Annotated in this window: 17 protein-coding genes; 6 read left to right on the top strand and 11 right to left on the bottom strand. The window is 40.9% G+C overall.

What is annotated here, in order from left to right; genetic code table 11:
- Positions 1–3 precede the first annotated feature (3 nt).
- The 4 genes from N8M66_RS00495 to coaB all read right to left on the bottom strand — a co-directional run bounded on the left by N8M66_RS00495 (position 4) and on the right by coaB (position 2,509).
- The gene (locus tag N8M66_RS00495) at positions 4–531 is read right to left on the bottom strand and encodes an ECF transporter S component (RefSeq protein ID WP_001097393.1); all 528 of its coding nucleotides are present in this window, start codon (positions 529–531) and stop codon (positions 4–6) included.
- Between the two features lie 178 nt (positions 532–709).
- Positions 710–1,273 (bottom strand): ECF transporter S component, encoded by a 564-nt coding sequence (locus tag N8M66_RS00490; protein ID WP_000747412.1) that lies wholly within the window; start codon positions 1,271–1,273, stop codon positions 710–712.
- On the bottom strand, positions 1,257–1,808 hold the full coding sequence (gene coaC, locus N8M66_RS00485; protein WP_004254190.1) for a phosphopantothenoylcysteine decarboxylase: 552 nt from the start codon (positions 1,806–1,808) through the stop codon (positions 1,257–1,259). The genes N8M66_RS00490 and coaC overlap by 17 nt, the downstream gene beginning before the upstream one ends.
- Before the next feature lie 11 nt (positions 1,809–1,819).
- On the bottom strand, positions 1,820–2,509 hold the full coding sequence (gene coaB, locus N8M66_RS00480) for a phosphopantothenate--cysteine ligase (protein WP_203180404.1): 690 nt from the start codon (positions 2,507–2,509) through the stop codon (positions 1,820–1,822).
- Positions 2,510–2,734: 225 nt separating this feature from the next.
- On the opposite strand from coaB, the gene N8M66_RS00475 reads away from it, so the two are divergent.
- The 3 genes from N8M66_RS00475 (at position 2,735) to radC (ending at position 7,686) form a co-directional block, all read left to right on the top strand.
- Positions 2,735–4,405, top strand: a complete 1,671-nt coding sequence (locus N8M66_RS00475; RefSeq protein ID WP_203180403.1) for a formate--tetrahydrofolate ligase — start codon at positions 2,735–2,737, stop codon at positions 4,403–4,405.
- A gap of 266 nt (positions 4,406–4,671) precedes the next feature.
- Entirely contained in the window at positions 4,672–6,963 is a 2,292-nt protein-coding gene (gene pcrA, locus N8M66_RS00470; protein WP_261044948.1) for a DNA helicase PcrA, read from the top strand.
- 42 nt (positions 6,964–7,005) lie between these two features.
- Positions 7,006–7,686, top strand: a complete 681-nt coding sequence (radC, locus tag N8M66_RS00465) for a RadC family protein (protein WP_024057587.1) — start codon at positions 7,006–7,008, stop codon at positions 7,684–7,686.
- Here the strand turns inward: radC and N8M66_RS00460 are convergent.
- From N8M66_RS00460 to N8M66_RS00430, 7 genes are all read right to left on the bottom strand, one after another.
- Complete coding sequence (locus N8M66_RS00460) at positions 7,683–8,372, bottom strand: gamma-glutamyl-gamma-aminobutyrate hydrolase family protein (RefSeq protein WP_261044945.1); 690 nt, start codon at positions 8,370–8,372, stop codon at positions 7,683–7,685. The genes radC and N8M66_RS00460 overlap by 4 nt on opposite strands.
- Positions 8,373–8,389: 17 nt before the next feature.
- Positions 8,390–9,031: a redox-sensing transcriptional repressor Rex gene (locus tag N8M66_RS00455; RefSeq protein WP_000653417.1), complete on the bottom strand. Its 642-nt coding sequence runs from the start codon at positions 9,029–9,031 to the stop codon at positions 8,390–8,392.
- 82 nt (positions 9,032–9,113) lie between these two features.
- A complete protein-coding gene (locus tag N8M66_RS00450) occupies positions 9,114–9,329 on the bottom strand; it encodes a DUF4649 family protein (RefSeq protein ID WP_024057589.1) in 216 nt (71 codons plus the stop codon).
- A 7-nt stretch (positions 9,330–9,336) separates the two neighbouring features.
- On the bottom strand, positions 9,337–9,684 hold the full coding sequence (locus N8M66_RS00445; protein WP_000863540.1) for a DUF1831 domain-containing protein: 348 nt from the start codon (positions 9,682–9,684) through the stop codon (positions 9,337–9,339).
- Between the two features lie 4 nt (positions 9,685–9,688).
- Complete coding sequence (locus N8M66_RS00440) at positions 9,689–10,804, bottom strand: cysteine desulfurase family protein (RefSeq protein WP_024057590.1); 1,116 nt, start codon at positions 10,802–10,804, stop codon at positions 9,689–9,691.
- Positions 10,805–10,813: 9 nt separating this feature from the next.
- Complete coding sequence (locus N8M66_RS00435; protein ID WP_001283818.1) at positions 10,814–11,773, bottom strand: ribose-phosphate diphosphokinase; 960 nt, start codon at positions 11,771–11,773, stop codon at positions 10,814–10,816.
- A gap of 111 nt (positions 11,774–11,884) precedes the next feature.
- On the bottom strand, positions 11,885–12,454 hold the full coding sequence (locus tag N8M66_RS00430; protein ID WP_004254213.1) for a CYTH domain-containing protein: 570 nt from the start codon (positions 12,452–12,454) through the stop codon (positions 11,885–11,887).
- Between the two features lie 128 nt (positions 12,455–12,582).
- Between N8M66_RS00430 and N8M66_RS00425 the strand changes: the two genes are divergently transcribed.
- From N8M66_RS00425 to N8M66_RS00415, 3 genes are read left to right on the top strand one after another with little or no spacing between them, the layout of a single operon-like run.
- Positions 12,583–13,254, top strand: a complete 672-nt coding sequence (locus tag N8M66_RS00425; RefSeq protein WP_060628220.1) for a GTP pyrophosphokinase — start codon at positions 12,583–12,585, stop codon at positions 13,252–13,254.
- Positions 13,238–14,056, top strand: coding sequence for an NAD kinase (locus N8M66_RS00420; protein ID WP_261044942.1), 819 nt, complete (start codon positions 13,238–13,240; stop codon positions 14,054–14,056). The genes N8M66_RS00425 and N8M66_RS00420 overlap by 17 nt, the downstream gene beginning before the upstream one ends.
- Entirely contained in the window at positions 14,053–14,949 is an 897-nt protein-coding gene (locus tag N8M66_RS00415) for an RluA family pseudouridine synthase (RefSeq protein ID WP_261044940.1), read from the top strand. Before N8M66_RS00420 ends, N8M66_RS00415 begins: the two co-directional genes overlap by 4 nt.
- Positions 14,950–14,990: the final 41 nt, after the last annotated feature.

Raw genomic sequence — 14,990 nt, 5'->3', positions numbered from 1 at the left:
CTTTTAACGGCGTTTTCGAAGCACTTTATAGACAGCTAGTGCTAATGTATAGTCTACCATACTATGGATAATTGTGCCAAATCCAACCAGCACAAATAGAACATAAAACATATTTTCTACATTGGTACCAGAAGTTGCGTAAAAAACGACACAGGCCAATACTTCAGCAAGGGCATGGACAAGCGCTAACACAAAGTTAAAAATCCAGGAAGCTTTTGGTTTATCTAGGGTATCAGGGAATTTTTGTAGGTAAAGAGCTCCCAATGTCCCAAAAAAGATATGGGAAAAAGCTCGAAAAACGATAACCATGGGATAGCCAGCCATCAAAAATCCAAAACTAGAGGCTAGGATGACAAAAACAGCCATCAAGGGCGATAAGAACATGGCAATAAAAATAGCGATGTGGCTTCCTAAAGTATAGGAAGCAGGTGGAATGACGATTTTGAAAGGCATAACAATTGGAATCAAAATCGCAATAGCCGTTAAGAGGGCAGTCATTGTCATAAATTGTGTCTTTTTCCGTGTGTTCATAAGAATCTCCTTTTTAACTGTATATACACTAGTATAGTACAATAAACAAGACAATAAATCAAGGATTTACTTAGGCGTATAAGTCATTTCTTAGTTAAAGACTAGTAAACATTTCACTAAAAACACAAAATACATCAAATAAAATCTCCACCTTCAAGTATGAAAGCGGAGATTATTTTTATTTCTTCAAGGTTTGTAGTCGTGGAACAATGGCTAGGGTTAGAACTGCGGAAATGACTAATTCAGCAATCGAATTTGTTGAGATAACAGTTGCTAGGAGTTTTTGGATATTACCATCAAAGACATTTCCAAAAAGGTAGAAAATTCCACCAAGTACAAAGACTGTGTTGGTAAGTGAACCCAGGGCACCAGCTAGAATCAGACCAGTCTTGTTTTTCATTAATTTATAGACTAGATAAGGAGTTAAACCAATCAAAATACGTGGGACAATTGCAATGATAGCTGAGTAGATGTTTCCGTTTGGTACAAATGGGGAGAAGAGGTAACTTGTCGGTAGAATTGTAATCGTGTTAACAGTTAAGCTAAGTAGCCCCATCAAAAATCCAAGTGTAACTCCAACGCGTGGACCGTAAATAATGCTGGCAATAATGACAGGAATATGAACGATGGTCGGTTTGATTGGAAATGGAAAAAGGTTAAAGATAAGTGAGCTCAGAAAGTGTATCACGAGCATGGTTGCAAAAAAGATAGCAATGGGTGCAATATTAGAGCGTTTTTTCATCGAGAGTTTCCTTTATTCTTTCTAAAATAATTGTGAGGTCAGCTAAAGCTCCTCGTCCATGGTCGCCACAAGCTAGTAGGGATTCTTTAGGAGCAATCAGCTGATAGCCGTAGCTTTCTAATGTTTTCAGATTAGCCTGAGTTGCCGGATGGTCATACATTTTTGTATTCATTGCTGGTGCGATGAGTTTTGGGATATGACTTGGCAAGGCTAGAGCCGTACTGGTTACCATGTTGTCCGCAAATCCGTGGGCTAGTTTTGCAATAGTGTTAGCAGTTGCAGGGGCCACAATAAATAAATCCGCCTTTTTTCCAAGTTCGATATGATTGACCTGATCAGGATAGGGTTCCTTCATGACATCCAAGTGGACAGGATTCTGTGAGAGTACCTGTAGTGTCAAAGGTTGGATAAACTCTGTAGCAGCCTGAGTCATTAAAACAGTGACTTGGTGGCCTTGTTTTTTTAGAGAACTGACTAAATCTGCCGACTTGTAAGAGGCGATTGAGCCCGTTACAGCCAAGAGAATATGTGCCATAGCTTTCCTTTCTATGAATGATAGGCTTGAATTTTTTTAAGGAGGAGTTCTGCAATTTCTTCTTTAGTCTGGACTGTTTGAAGCTGATCTTTTTCAACAAAGATTGCACGATGCTGGTTCGCTGAGATTTGAGTGAGGTCATTTGCGATAATCAAGTCTGCTTGGTTTTTGATAAGACTTTTTCTAGCAATGTCAACCAGATAGTCTTCGTTAACATCAACCAGCAGTTTGAAACCAATCAGATGAATAGCAGGATTCCACTCCTTGACTAGAGAGATGATTTTGGGTGTCTTTTTTAGGAACAAAACCTGAACCTCGTCAGTTGAAGAAATCTTAGCTTGATGATTTTGCTTGCTTAAAAATTCTTCTAGATTAGAGCTAGCCTGAACTTCCTCCAGCCCTGTCATATAGACAGGAGTGTAATCAGATACGGCCATTGAGTGAATCAAAACCTGATAATCTGCAACACGTTCTTTCATTTCCAGAAGAAGGTTCTTGGTATTGTTAATTTCTCGAATGTTTAGGTTGGGATGGGCTTCTGGCTTCACGGCTCGTTTTGTTGTTATCAAACAAACTTCATGCCCTGCAGCAAGCAAAGTTTCTGTGATGATTTTTCCCAAGCGACCTGTAGAATGGTTAGTGATAGAGCGGACGCTATCGATAGCTTCACTGGTACCGCCCGATGTAACTAAAATTTTCATAGCACTATTGTACACAAAAATAAACGGTAAGTAAAATGAAAGTGATAAAATTTTGGTAAAAGGAAAGAATATAGTTTCAAACTATAAAGCCATATAAAATTTAAGAAAGGAGTCTAAAAACCTTAAAAATAAGGATATTTACGAACGTTTAGAGAGTTTTCGGATGTTAAAAATCTTGTTTTGTGTTATAATGAATTATCATATAAGAGTTTAGAGGAGTTTTGAATGAAAACAGATATTGAAATCGCACAGAGTATTGAGTTGAAGCAAATCGTTGATGTTGTAGAGAAACTTGGTATTTCTTACGATGATTTGGAGTTGTACGGAAAGTACAAGGCTAAGCTCAGCTTTGATAAAATTCGTGCAGTTGAGAGCAATCCAGTTGGAAAATTGATTCTGGTTACTGCCATCAATCCAACACCTGCAGGTGAAGGAAAATCAACCATTACCATTGGTCTGGCGGATGCCTTGAACAAGATTGGCAAGAAAACCATGATTGCTATCCGCGAACCATCTCTTGGTCCAGTAATGGGGATTAAAGGGGGTGCTGCTGGTGGTGGTTATGCTCAAGTTCTGCCAATGGAAGACATCAACCTACACTTTACGGGGGACATGCATGCCATTACGACTGCCAACAATGCGCTTTCTGCCTTGATTGACAACCACTTACACCAAGGAAATGAGTTGGGAATTGACCAACGTCGTATCCTTTGGAAACGTGTTGTGGACTTGAACGACCGTGCTCTTCGCCATGTGACCGTTGGACTTGGTGGTCCTCTAAATGGTATCCCACGTGAGGATGGCTTTGACATTACAGTTGCTTCCGAAATCATGGCGATTCTTTGCTTGGCAACAGACATCGAGGACTTGAAACGCCGTTTGTCTAATATCGTTATCGGTTATCGCTATGACCGTACACCTGTTTCTGTAGGTGATTTGCAGGTTGAAGGTGCCTTAGCTTTGATTTTGAAGGATGCGATTAAGCCGAACCTGGTTCAGACAATTTACGGAACACCTGCCTTTGTACATGGTGGTCCATTTGCCAATATCGCTCACGGATGTAACTCTGTCTTGGCAACTACAACAGCCCTTCACTTGGCTGATTACACAGTTACTGAAGCTGGTTTTGGTGCAGACCTTGGTGCCGAGAAATTCCTTGATATTAAGACACCAAATTTGCCAACATCTCCAGATGCAGTAGTTATTGTAGCAACCCTTCGTGCCCTTAAGATGAATGGTGGCGTGGCTAAAGACGCTTTGACAGAGGAAAATGTGGAGGCGGTGCGTGCCGGTTTTGCTAACTTGAAACGCCATGTTGAAAATATCCGTAAGTTCGGTATTCCAGCAGTCGTAGCTATTAATGAATTTGTCTCTGATACAGAAACTGAAATTGCAGCCTTGAAAGAACTTTGTGCCTCAATCGATGTACCAGTTGAATTGGCTAGTGTCTGGGCTGATGGTGCTGAAGGTGGAGTAGCACTTGCTGAAACAGTTGTTAAGACTATCTCTGAAAATCCAGCTAACTACAAACGTTTGTATGATAATGACCTTTCTGTCCAAGAAAAGATTGAAAAGATTGTTACTGAAATCTATCGTGGTAGCAAAGTAAACTTTGAGAAGAAAGCTCAAACACAAATTGCTCAAATCGTTCAAAACGGTTGGGACAAATTGCCAATCTGTATGGCTAAGACCCAGTATAGCTTCTCAGACAATCCAAATGCACTTGGAGCACCTGAAAACTTTGAAATTACCATTCGCGAATTGGTGCCAAAATTAGGTGCAGGCTTCATCGTTGCCCTAACTGGGGACGTGATGACCATGCCGGGTCTTCCAAAACGACCAGCAGCTCTCAATATGGATGTTGAAAGTGACGGAACAGTCCTAGGTTTGTTCTAGTATATTGTAATTGACTTTATACTCTTCGAAAATCTCTTCAAACCACGTCAGCTTCACCTTGCCGTACTCAAGTACAGCCTGCGGCTGGCTTCCTAGTTTGCACTTCGATTTTCATTGAGTAAGAAATGAGTTTGGAAATACTATCCAAGCTCATTTTTTATCTAGATATAAGAAGTTGCCTTCTACACGTAACCAGTCTAGGTAAAGATATTTTCCCTGAATTCTGATATAATAGAAATATTGACTTCAAGAGTAAGGAAGAGAAGATGAACGCATTATTAAATGGAATGAATGACCGTCAGGCTGAGGCGGTGCAAACGACAGAAGGTCCCTTGTTAATCATGGCAGGGGCTGGTTCTGGAAAGACTCGTGTTTTGACCCACCGCATTGCTTATCTGATTGATGAAAAGCTGGTCAATCCCTGGAATATCTTGGCCATTACCTTTACTAATAAGGCTGCGCGTGAGATGAAGGAGCGTGCTTATAGCCTCAATCCAGCCACCCAGGACTGTCTGATAGCGACCTTTCACTCCATGTGTGTTCGTATTCTGCGTCGTGATGCGGATCATATTGGCTACAATCGTAATTTTACTATTGTGGATCCTGGTGAACAGCGAACGCTCATGAAACGCATTCTCAAGCAGTTGAACTTGGATCCTAAAAAATGGAATGAACGAACTATTTTGGGAACCATTTCCAATGCTAAGAATGACTTGATTGATGATGTGGCTTATGCTGCTCAAGCTGGTGATATGTATACGCAAATCGTGGCCCAGTGTTACACTGCTTATCAAAAAGAGCTTCGTCAGTCGGAGTCGGTTGACTTTGATGATTTGATTATGCTGACCCTGCGTCTCTTTGATCAAAATCCTGATGTTTTGACTTACTATCAACAGAAATTCCAATACATCCACGTTGATGAGTACCAAGATACCAACCATGCCCAGTACCAACTAGTCAAACTCTTAGCGTCTCGCTTTAAAAATATCTGTGTGGTTGGGGATGCGGACCAGTCTATCTACGGTTGGCGTGGTGCTGATATGCAGAATATCTTGGACTTCGAAAAGGATTATCCCCAAGCCAAGGTTGTTTTGTTGGAGGAGAATTACCGCTCCACTAAAACCATTCTTCAAGCGGCCAACGAGGTCATTAAAAACAATAAAAATCGCCGTCCTAAGAATCTCTGGACTCAAAATGCTGATGGGGAACAAATCGTTTACTATCGTGCCAATGATGAGCTAGATGAAGCTGTATTTGTAGCCAGAACTATCGATGAACTTGGTCGGAGTCAAAACTTCCTTCACAAGGATTTTGCAGTTCTCTATCGTACAAATGCGCAGTCCCGTACTATTGAGGAAGCCTTGCTCAAGTCAAATATTCCTTATACCATGGTTGGCGGAACCAAGTTCTACAGCCGTAAGGAAATCCGAGATATTATTGCTTACCTCAATCTTATTGCCAATTTGAGTGACAATATCAGTTTTGAGCGTATTATCAACGAGCCGAAACGTGGAATTGGCCCAGGCACTGTTGAGAAAATCCGTGATTTTGCGAATATGCAAGATATGTCTATGCTGGATGCTTCAGCAAACATTATGTTATCTGGTATCAAGGGTAAAGCAGCCCAGTCTATCTGGGATTTTGCCAATATGATTCTAGATTTACGAGAGCAGCTAGATCAATTAAATATTACAGAGTTGGTTGAGGCCGTCCTAGAAAAAACAGGTTACGTAGATATTCTAAATGCTCAAGCGACTTTAGAAAGCAAGGCTAGGGTTGAAAATATTGAAGAGTTCCTTTCTGTGACGAAAAACTTTGATGACACCTCTGATGGACCAGAAGAAGAAACTGGTTTGGACAAACTAAGTCGTTTCTTAAATGACCTGGCCTTGATTGCTGATACAGATTCAGGTAGTCAGGAGACATCAGAAGTGACCCTAATGACCCTGCATGCTGCCAAAGGTCTCGAGTTTCCAGTTGTCTTTTTGATTGGGATGGAAGAGAATGTCTTTCCGCTTAGCCGCGCGGCTGAGGATCTAGATGAATTAGAAGAAGAACGCCGTCTGGCCTATGTAGGAATTACGCGTGCAGAGAAAATTCTCTATCTGACAAATGCCAATTCGCGCCTGCTTTTTGGTCGTACTAACTACAACCGTCCGACTCGTTTTATTAACGAAATCAGCTCAGACTTACTTGAGTATCAAGGTCTGGCTCGTCCTGTAAATACAAGCTTTAAGGCATCTTATAGCAGTGGTGGTCTCGCCTTTGGTCAAGGTATGAGTCTTGCCCAGGCCCTTCAAGACCGTAAACGCGGTGTGGCACCAAAAACTATCCAGTCAAGCGGTCTCCCATTTGGTCAATTTACAGCTGGAACAAAATCAGCGTCTAGTGAGGCAAATTGGTCTATTGGTGACATTGCCCTCCACAAGAAATGGGGAGAGGGAACTGTTCTGGAAGTTTCAGGAAGCGGTGCTACGCAGGAATTAAAAATCAATTTCCCAGAAGTAGGTTTGAAAAAACTTTTAGCTAGTGTAGCCCCAATTGAGAAAAAAATATAATTTTCCATCCTTCTCACGAATAATAAAGTGAGGAGGATTTTTATGTACAGTATTTCATTTCAAGAAGATTCACTATTGCCAAGAGAAAGACTAGCCAAGGAAGGAGTAGAAGCGCTTAGTAATCAAGAGTTGTTAGCTATTTTACTCAGGACAGGAACACGGCAAGTCAGTGTTTTTGAAATTGCCCAGAAAGTTTTGAACAACCTTTCAAGTCTAACGGATTTGAAAAAAATGACCCTGCAGGAATTGCAGAGTCTATCTGGTATCGGCCGTGTTAAGGCCATAGAGTTACAAGCTATGATTGAACTGGGGCATCGTATTCATAAACATGAGACTATTGAGATGGAAAGTATTCTCAGTAGCCAAAAGCTGGCCAAGAAGATGCAGCAGGAGTTGGGACATAAAAAACAAGAGCACCTGGTGGCGCTCTATCTCAATACTCAAAATCAAATCATCCATCAACAGACCATTTTTATCGGCTCAGCTACTCGTAGTATTGCTGAACCACGTGAGATTCTTCACTATGCTATCAAGCATATGGCGACTTCACTCATCTTGGTCCATAATCATCCTTCAGGAGCGGTAGCGCCTAGTCGAAATGATGATCATGTAACTAAGCTTGTCAAAGAAGCCTGTGACTTGATGGGGATTGTCCTATTGGACCATTTGATTGTCTCCCATTCTAGTTACTTTAGTTACCGTGAAAAGACAGATTTAATTTAAAGTTCATTTACGACATAGTCAAAGAGGTTTTTATCTTTGGGACGATTTTCAAATAGAAATTCTGGATGCCATTGGACACCGAGGAAGGCAATGGCATCCGTACTCATAACAGCTTCAATGATACCATCTTTAGGATCATGAGCCACAATTTTTAAATTTGGTGCTAAATCCTTGATGCTCTGGTGGTGGAAGGAGTTGATATGGGAAATTTCTCCATAGATTTCTCGAAGAACTGTATCAGGTTCTGTTACCAATCGCTGAGTTGTGTACTCAGCAGAACAATCCTGCCAATGGTCTTCGATATCTTGGTACAAAGTTCCACCCATGGCAACGTTAAAGAGTTGAGTTCCACGGCAGACAGAAAAAATTGGCTTTTTCTGTTTAATAGCTTCCTTGATGAGGGCCAGTTCAAAGATATCCCTTTGAAGGTGGTAGTCATCACTATCGATGGTTTTTGGTTCACCATAGAATTTTGGATCAACATTTTGCCCACCTGTCAAGATGAGCTTGTCAATCATACTGATATAGTGGAAGGCCATTTCTTGATCACCAATCGGTAGGATGATGGGAATTCCTCCAGCTTCTTTAACGCCTTCAACAAAGCCTTTTGCTACGTAGCTCATCATGATGTCATCATCTGGATGAGTTTTTTCGTTTCCTGTAATCCCTATAACTGGTTTTTTCATAAAATGATTTTCGCTTTCTAATCCTCTTTTCGCATGAAGTAGAGGAGGGTTTGGAGTTCACTTGTCAAATCGACATACTGAACGACCACGTCTTTTGGTAAATGCAGATGGACTGGTGAAAAACTGAGAATTCCTTTCACGCCAGCATCCACCAAGAGATTGGCAACCTCTTGTGACTTGACGCTGGGAACGGTCAGGATAGCAGTTTTCACATCAGCATCCTTGATTTTATCCTTGATTTGAGAAATCCCGTAAATGGGAATTCCATCAGGAGTTTGAGTACCGACTTCGGGATGGTCATCTAGGTCAAAGGCCATGATAATCTTCATCTTGTTACGCTCGTGGAAGCGGTAGTGGAGAAGGGCATGGCCCATATTTCCAATACCAACCAGCATGACATTGGTGATGGAGTTATCATTGAGCAAATCGGCAAAAAATGTCATCAGTTTTTTGACATCATAGCCAAATCCACGCCGACCTAGTTCACCAAAATAGGAAAAATCACGACGTACAGTCGCTGAGTCAATACCGATAGCCTCTGCAATTTGCTTAGAGTTGGCACGTTCAATCTTTTCTGCATGAAATCTCTTAAAAATTCGATAGTAGAGAGAGAGTCTTTTCGCTGTAGCTTTTGGAATAGCAGACTGTTTATCTTTCACAAAATCACAACCTTTCTATTCTTCTATTTTATAGAAACATTGTGAAAAAATCAACAAAAATAAGAAAAAACTAAGAAAAATCTTAGTTTTGATGTAAAAAATCTGCATGTGATAGAAAACGGTAGAGGTCCCCGACCAGCCCTTGGTAAACTTTCTGGCCCTTAAAAGTCAGAGAAGTCACATAAAGTGTATCTGGTAGGGTTACACATCCTGACAGAGCCAGCATGAGAGCCTCGTAATCCTCATACTTGAGAGTGCGCTCTACATGATAGCTGTCCTTATAGGTCAGTTCAAACATATGGGACCTATCTTTCAGATTTTGTAAAGACACCACGTTCTACCAAGCTATCCATGAGGAAGTAGAATTTTTCCTGATGAATGTGGTGGTCTTCTGATTTGAAAATATCAACTAGACGTAGCCCAAACTTGTCAGTGATATTGATTTTAGCACCTGTAAGTTCCTTGTTAATGATGATTTTGAGTTGGAAGCCTTCACCACTGTTCGGAACTTTTTCCAAAAGGCGAGTCAATTCATAGTTACCAACCTTAGTCTCAAAAAAGGTATTGTCCTTAAGGGTGAATTTTTTAACAGAAGGGCTAAGAGTGTAGTCGTAACGACAATTTTTTAACTGAATGGTTTTTTCAAATGCCATATGGCTAACCTCCGATAATTTCTTTTAAGGTTTTTGCGAGGGTATGTAGATCTTCAACAGTATTTTCTGGCGACAAACTGATACGAACGGATTCCTTCAAGCGTTCTGAATTTGCTCCGTACATAGCTTCAAGAACATGGCTAGATTGGACAATACCTGCCGTACAGGCTGAGCCAGTAGAGATTGAAATTCCAGCTAAATCTAGACGAAGGAGTAAGAGGTCATTTTTCTGACCAGGAAATCCAATATTGAGAACATAAGGGAGATGATGTTCTCCTCTATTCAAGTAATATTGAATGTCCTCTAGCTCTGCAAGAAAGGCAGTGTCTAAATTTTGTACATGTTGAAAATGTTCTTCTTGCTTTTCTAGGTCTTCTTTTAGGGCTGCAACCATAGCCACTATGGCAGCTAGATTTTCAGTCCCTGCACGTTTTTTCTGTTCTTGGTCTCCGCCATGTAGATAGGAATCAAAGTCCATGCTAGATGCGTAGAGAAAGCCGATTCCCTTAGGGCCATGGAATTTATGGGCAGAAGCGGTGAGAAAATCAATGCCCAATTCTTCGGGATGAATTGGTATTTTGCCAATAGCCTGAACTGCATCGACATGATAGGCGGCAGGGTGTTGCTTGAGTATTTGGCCAATTTCAGCAATGGGCAGTAGGTTTCCTGTCTCATTATTGGCAAACATGGTTGAAACCAAAATCGTATCGTCACGTAAAGCTTTTTGAATTTGTTGAGCTGTGATTTCTTGATTTTCTGGCTGGATAATGGTTGCTTCAAACCCAAAGTGTTGAACCAAGTAATCAATCGTTTCAAGGACAGCATGGTGCTCAATGGCAGTTGTGATGATATGTTTTCCTTGTTCTTGATGACGAAGGCAGTAGCCAATGATGGCAGTATTGTTTCCTTCAGTCCCACCAGAAGTGAAAAAGATATGTTGAGGTTTTGTCCCCAGTAACTGGGCTAGTTCCTGACGGGCTTCTCTCAAGAGTTTTCCAGCTTGACGACCATGACCATGAATACTAGAAGGATTGCCATGGGTTTCTTGCATAACCTTGGTCATAGCTGAAATAGCAACTGTTGACATGGGAGTCGTTGCAGCATTGTCCAAATAAATCAAAGAATCACCTTATTTCTTTTTGTTGTAGGCAAAGAGTGGGCTGACTGGTTTTCTTTCGTGGATACGGACGATGGCATCACCAATTAACTCACTAGCAGTGATGTAGCATACGTTTTTAGGAGTTTTTTCTTTTGTTGCTACTGAATCAGTCACAAGAATTTCTTTAATATTAGTATTGTCGAGAAGTTCAGCAGCTCCCTCAACGAAGAGACCGTGGCTAGAAACAGCATAAATTTCTGTAGCCCCTTCACGTTCAACGATTTTAGCAGCTTCAGAGAAGGTGCGTCCTGTATTAAGAATATCATCAATCAAGATGGCTTTCTTACCTTCAACATCACCAATAATATAACCTTCGTTACGAGTTGCATCGTCTTGAGGGTAATCGATAATGGCGATAGGAGCATCAAGATATTCAGCTAAGCTACGAGCACGCTTTACACCTGAATTTTTAGGGCTAACCACGACAACATCTGAACCGAGTAGGCCCTTATCGCAATAATGTTTGGCAAATAGGGGAACTGTGAAAAGGTTATCGACAGGGATGTCAAAGAAACCTTGAACCTGAACAGCATGCAAATCAAGCGTAAGGATACGATCGACACCAGCCTTAACTAGCATATTGGCAACTAGTTTCGCTGTAAGTGGCTCACGAGGTGAAGCGATGCGGTCTTGACGTGCATAGCCAAAATATGGAAGGACAACGTTGATACTGTGCGCACTTGCACGAACACAAGCATCAACCATGATTAACAATTCCATTAGGTGGTTGTTAACAGGGAAACTTGTTGATTGGATGATGTAAACATCATAACCACGGACACTTTCTTCGATATTTACTTGGATTTCTCCGTCTGAAAATTGACGTGATGATAGTTTTCCAAGTGGGACACCAACAGCTTGAGCAATTTTCTGTGCAATCTCTTGGTTAGAGTTGAGTGCGAAAAGTTTCATGTTTTTTCTATCTGACATTATAGACCGTCCTCTGTAAACTTTTTAAATCCTAGCCATATCTGCCTAGCCTATATGAACTGGGATTTTTGTATTTTATCTTTTCTATTTTACCAAAAAATGGAGATTATTTCAGCTATTTTTCATGCTTTTGACAAATCGGACCAATTTTGAGGGAGCTTTTTGATAAGCAATCTGATTTTCCATTAAAAATTGTTGGAAATCCAGTTTTCCTTGCTCGTGATTTTCCACTTCAAGTTCTAATTCGTAATCGGTAATATCAAAGTACTGACTCTCATCCAAAGCCATGAGGCCAATAGCTGTTTGCATTTCATAGCGAAGTGTCGTTAGACAACCGAGCACCTGCCATTCACTAGTTTGGATACTATGTTTTGCCAATTCATCCAGTACTAGCCCTTGAGGAAGTTCTTTCTTGCTCAGATAGTTTTCAGCATCTTTTAGTTGCAATTTTTGATTGTATTCCATGTTTCCAACACTTTGCGGGACTTTGAGTGTCAATTCTGCCCAGTCTTCAAAGGTTCGAATGCGCATAGCAACTTTCTTTTCTCGCAGTTCAAAATCAGGCGTGTCTATGTAGTAATTTTTTTGAAGAACAGGAGTGACGTCTGTGAACTGGTCCTTTAGACGATTGTATTCATCTTTTTTCAAGAGTGTTTTCAATTCAATTTCTAAATGTTTCATTTTTCTTACCTTTTCTTTATCGTTGAAAGCGGATTTATGGTATAATAAGCATTGTATTTATTGTATATGAATCTGGAGAAAAAATCAAAGATATTTTTGAAGGATAATATGAGAACAAGGGAGAATATATGACCTTAGAATGGGAAGAATTTCTAGATCCTTACATTCAAGCTGTTGGTGAGTTAAAGATTAAACTTCGTGGTATTCGGAAGCAATATCGTAAGCAAAATAAGCATTCTCCTATTGAGTTTGTGACTGGTCGAGTCAAGCCAATTGAGAGTATAAAAGAAAAAATGGCCCGGCGTGGCATTACTTATGCAACCTTGGAACACGATTTACAGGATATTGCTGGTTTGCGTGTTATGGTCCAGTTTGTAGATGACGTTAAGGAAGTAGTGGAGATTTTGCGCAAGCGTCAGGATATGCGGATCATACAGGAGCGAGATTACATTACTCATCGAAAGGCTTCAGGCTACCGTTCCTATCACGTGGTAGTAGAATATACGGTTGACACTATTAATGGTGCCAAGACCATTTTGGCGGAAATTCAAATACGTACCTTGGCCATGAATTTCTGGGCAACAATAGAACATTCTCTCAACTACAAGTACCAAGGGGATTTCCCAGAGGAGATAAAGAAGCGACTGGAAATTACGGCTAAGATTTCTCATCAGTTGGATGAAGAAATGGGCAAAATTCGTGATGATATCCAGGAAGCCCAGGCTCTTTTTGATCCTTTGAGTAGAAAATTAAATGACGGTGTAGGAAACAGTGACGATACAGATGAAGAATACAGGTAAACGAATTGACCTGATAGCCAATAGAAAATCGCAGAGTCAAAGGGTTTTGTATGAATTGCGAGATCGTTTGAAGAGGAATCAGTTTATACTTAATGATACCAATCCGGACATTGTCATCTCCATTGGTGGGGATGGTATGCTCTTGTCGGCTTTTCATAAGTACGAAAACCAGCTTGACAAGGTCCGCTTCATTGGTGTTCATACTGGACATTTGGGCTTCTATACGGACTACCGTGATTTTGAGTTGGACAAGCTAGTGACTAATTTGCAGCTAGATACCGGAGCAAGAGTCTCTTATCCTGTTCTGAATGTGAAGGTCTTTCTTGAAAATGGTGAAGTGAAGATTTTTAGAGCACTCAACGAAGCCAGTATCCGCAGGTCTGATCGAACCATGGTGGCGGATGTTGTGATTAACGGTGTCCACTTTGAACGTTTTCGTGGAGATGGGCTAACAGTTTCGACACCGACTGGTAGTACAGCCTATAACAAGTCTCTTGGTGGAGCTGTTTTACACCCAACCATTGAAGCTTTGCAATTAACGGAAATTGCTAGCCTTAATAATCGTGTCTATCGAACGCTGGGGTCGTCTATTATTGTTCCTAAGAAGGATAAGATTGAACTCATTCCAACGAGAAACGATTACCATACTATTTCGGTTGACAATAGCGTTTATTCCTTCCGCAATATCGAGCGAATCGAGTATCAAATTGATCATCATAAGATTCACTTTGTCGCCTCACCTAGCCACACCAGTTTCTGGAATCGTGTTAAGGATGCTTTCATCGGCGAGGTGGATGAATGAGGTTTGAATTTATCGCAGATGAGCACGTCAAGGTTAAGACCTTTTTGAAAAAGCACGAGGTTTCTAAAGGACTTTTGGCCAAGATTAAGTTTCGAGGTGGTGCAATTCTGGTCAATGAACAACCACAAAATGCGACGTATCTATTGGATATTGGAGACTGCGTTGTCATTGATATTCCCGCTGAGGAAGGTTTTGAAACTCTGGAAGCTATCGAGCGCCCACTGGATATTCTCTATGAGGATGACCATTTTCTAGTCTTGAATAAACCCTATGGAGTGGCTTCTATTCCTAGTGTCAACCACTCTAATACTATCGCTAATTTTATCAAGGGTTACTACGTCAAGCAAGAATATGAAAATCAGCAGGTTCACATTGTGACCCGACTTGATAGGGACACTTCGGGCTTGATGCTATTTGCCAAGCATGGCTATGCCCATGCACGATTAGATAAGCAGTTGCAGAAGAAATCTATCGAGAAACGCTACTTTGCTTTGGTTAAAGGTCATGGACACTTGGAGCCGGAAGGAGAAATTATTGCTCCGATTGCGCGTGATGAAGACTCCATTATTACCAGACGAGTGGCTAAAGGTGGAAAGTATGCCCATACTTCTTACAAGATTGTAGCATCTTATGGGAATATTCACTTAGTTGATATTCGCCTGCATACTGGGCGAACCCACCAAATCCGAGTGCATTTTTCTCACATTGGTTTTCCTTTGTTGGGAGATGATTTGTATGGTGGTAGCCTGGATGACGGCATCCAACGTCAGGCCCTGCATTGCCATTACCTATCCTTTTATCATCCATTTTTAGAGCAAGACTTGCAGTTAGAAAGTCCCTTGCCGGATGATTTCAGTAATCTTATTACCCAGTTATCAACTAATACTCTATAATAAAGTAATTCAGAGTATAATTTATTTTTTAAAGGAGAAAA

Origin of the sequence: Streptococcus mitis (genome assembly GCF_946188585.1) — a bacterium.
GTDB classification, from domain to species: Bacteria; Bacillota; Bacilli; order Lactobacillales; family Streptococcaceae; genus Streptococcus; species Streptococcus mitis_DG.
Note: the sequence above shows the minus strand (reverse complement) of the source record. Positions and strands in the feature narration are given on the sequence as shown.

Bases quoted from the DNA above. Each gene is read 5' to 3' on its own strand.
- N8M66_RS00495 (WP_001097393.1), bottom strand. From the start codon at position 531: ATGAACACACGGAAAAAGACACAATTTATGACAATGACTGCCCTCTTA.
- N8M66_RS00490 (WP_000747412.1), bottom strand. From the start codon at position 1,273: ATGAAAAAACGCTCTAATATTGCACCCATTGCTATCTTTTTTGCAACC.
- coaC (WP_004254190.1), bottom strand. From the start codon at position 1,808: ATGGCACATATTCTCTTGGCTGTAACGGGCTCAATCGCCTCTTACAAG.
- coaB (WP_203180404.1), bottom strand. From the start codon at position 2,509: ATGAAAATTTTAGTTACATCGGGCGGTACCAGTGAAGCTATCGATAGC.
- N8M66_RS00475 (WP_203180403.1), top strand. From the start codon at position 2,735: ATGAAAACAGATATTGAAATCGCACAGAGTATTGAGTTGAAGCAAATC.
- pcrA (WP_261044948.1), top strand. From the start codon at position 4,672: ATGAACGCATTATTAAATGGAATGAATGACCGTCAGGCTGAGGCGGTG.
- radC (WP_024057587.1), top strand. From the start codon at position 7,006: ATGTACAGTATTTCATTTCAAGAAGATTCACTATTGCCAAGAGAAAGA.
- N8M66_RS00460 (WP_261044945.1), bottom strand. From the start codon at position 8,372: ATGAAAAAACCAGTTATAGGGATTACAGGAAACGAAAAAACTCATCCA.
- N8M66_RS00450 (WP_024057589.1), bottom strand. From the start codon at position 9,329: ATGTTTGAACTGACCTATAAGGACAGCTATCATGTAGAGCGCACTCTC.
- N8M66_RS00445 (WP_000863540.1), bottom strand. From the start codon at position 9,684: ATGGCATTTGAAAAAACCATTCAGTTAAAAAATTGTCGTTACGACTAC.
- N8M66_RS00435 (WP_001283818.1), bottom strand. From the start codon at position 11,773: ATGTCAGATAGAAAAAACATGAAACTTTTCGCACTCAACTCTAACCAA.
- N8M66_RS00430 (WP_004254213.1), bottom strand. From the start codon at position 12,454: ATGAAACATTTAGAAATTGAATTGAAAACACTCTTGAAAAAAGATGAA.
- N8M66_RS00425 (WP_060628220.1), top strand. From the start codon at position 12,583: ATGACCTTAGAATGGGAAGAATTTCTAGATCCTTACATTCAAGCTGTT.
- N8M66_RS00420 (WP_261044942.1), top strand. From the start codon at position 13,238: ATGAAGAATACAGGTAAACGAATTGACCTGATAGCCAATAGAAAATCG.
- N8M66_RS00415 (WP_261044940.1), top strand. From the start codon at position 14,053: ATGAGGTTTGAATTTATCGCAGATGAGCACGTCAAGGTTAAGACCTTT.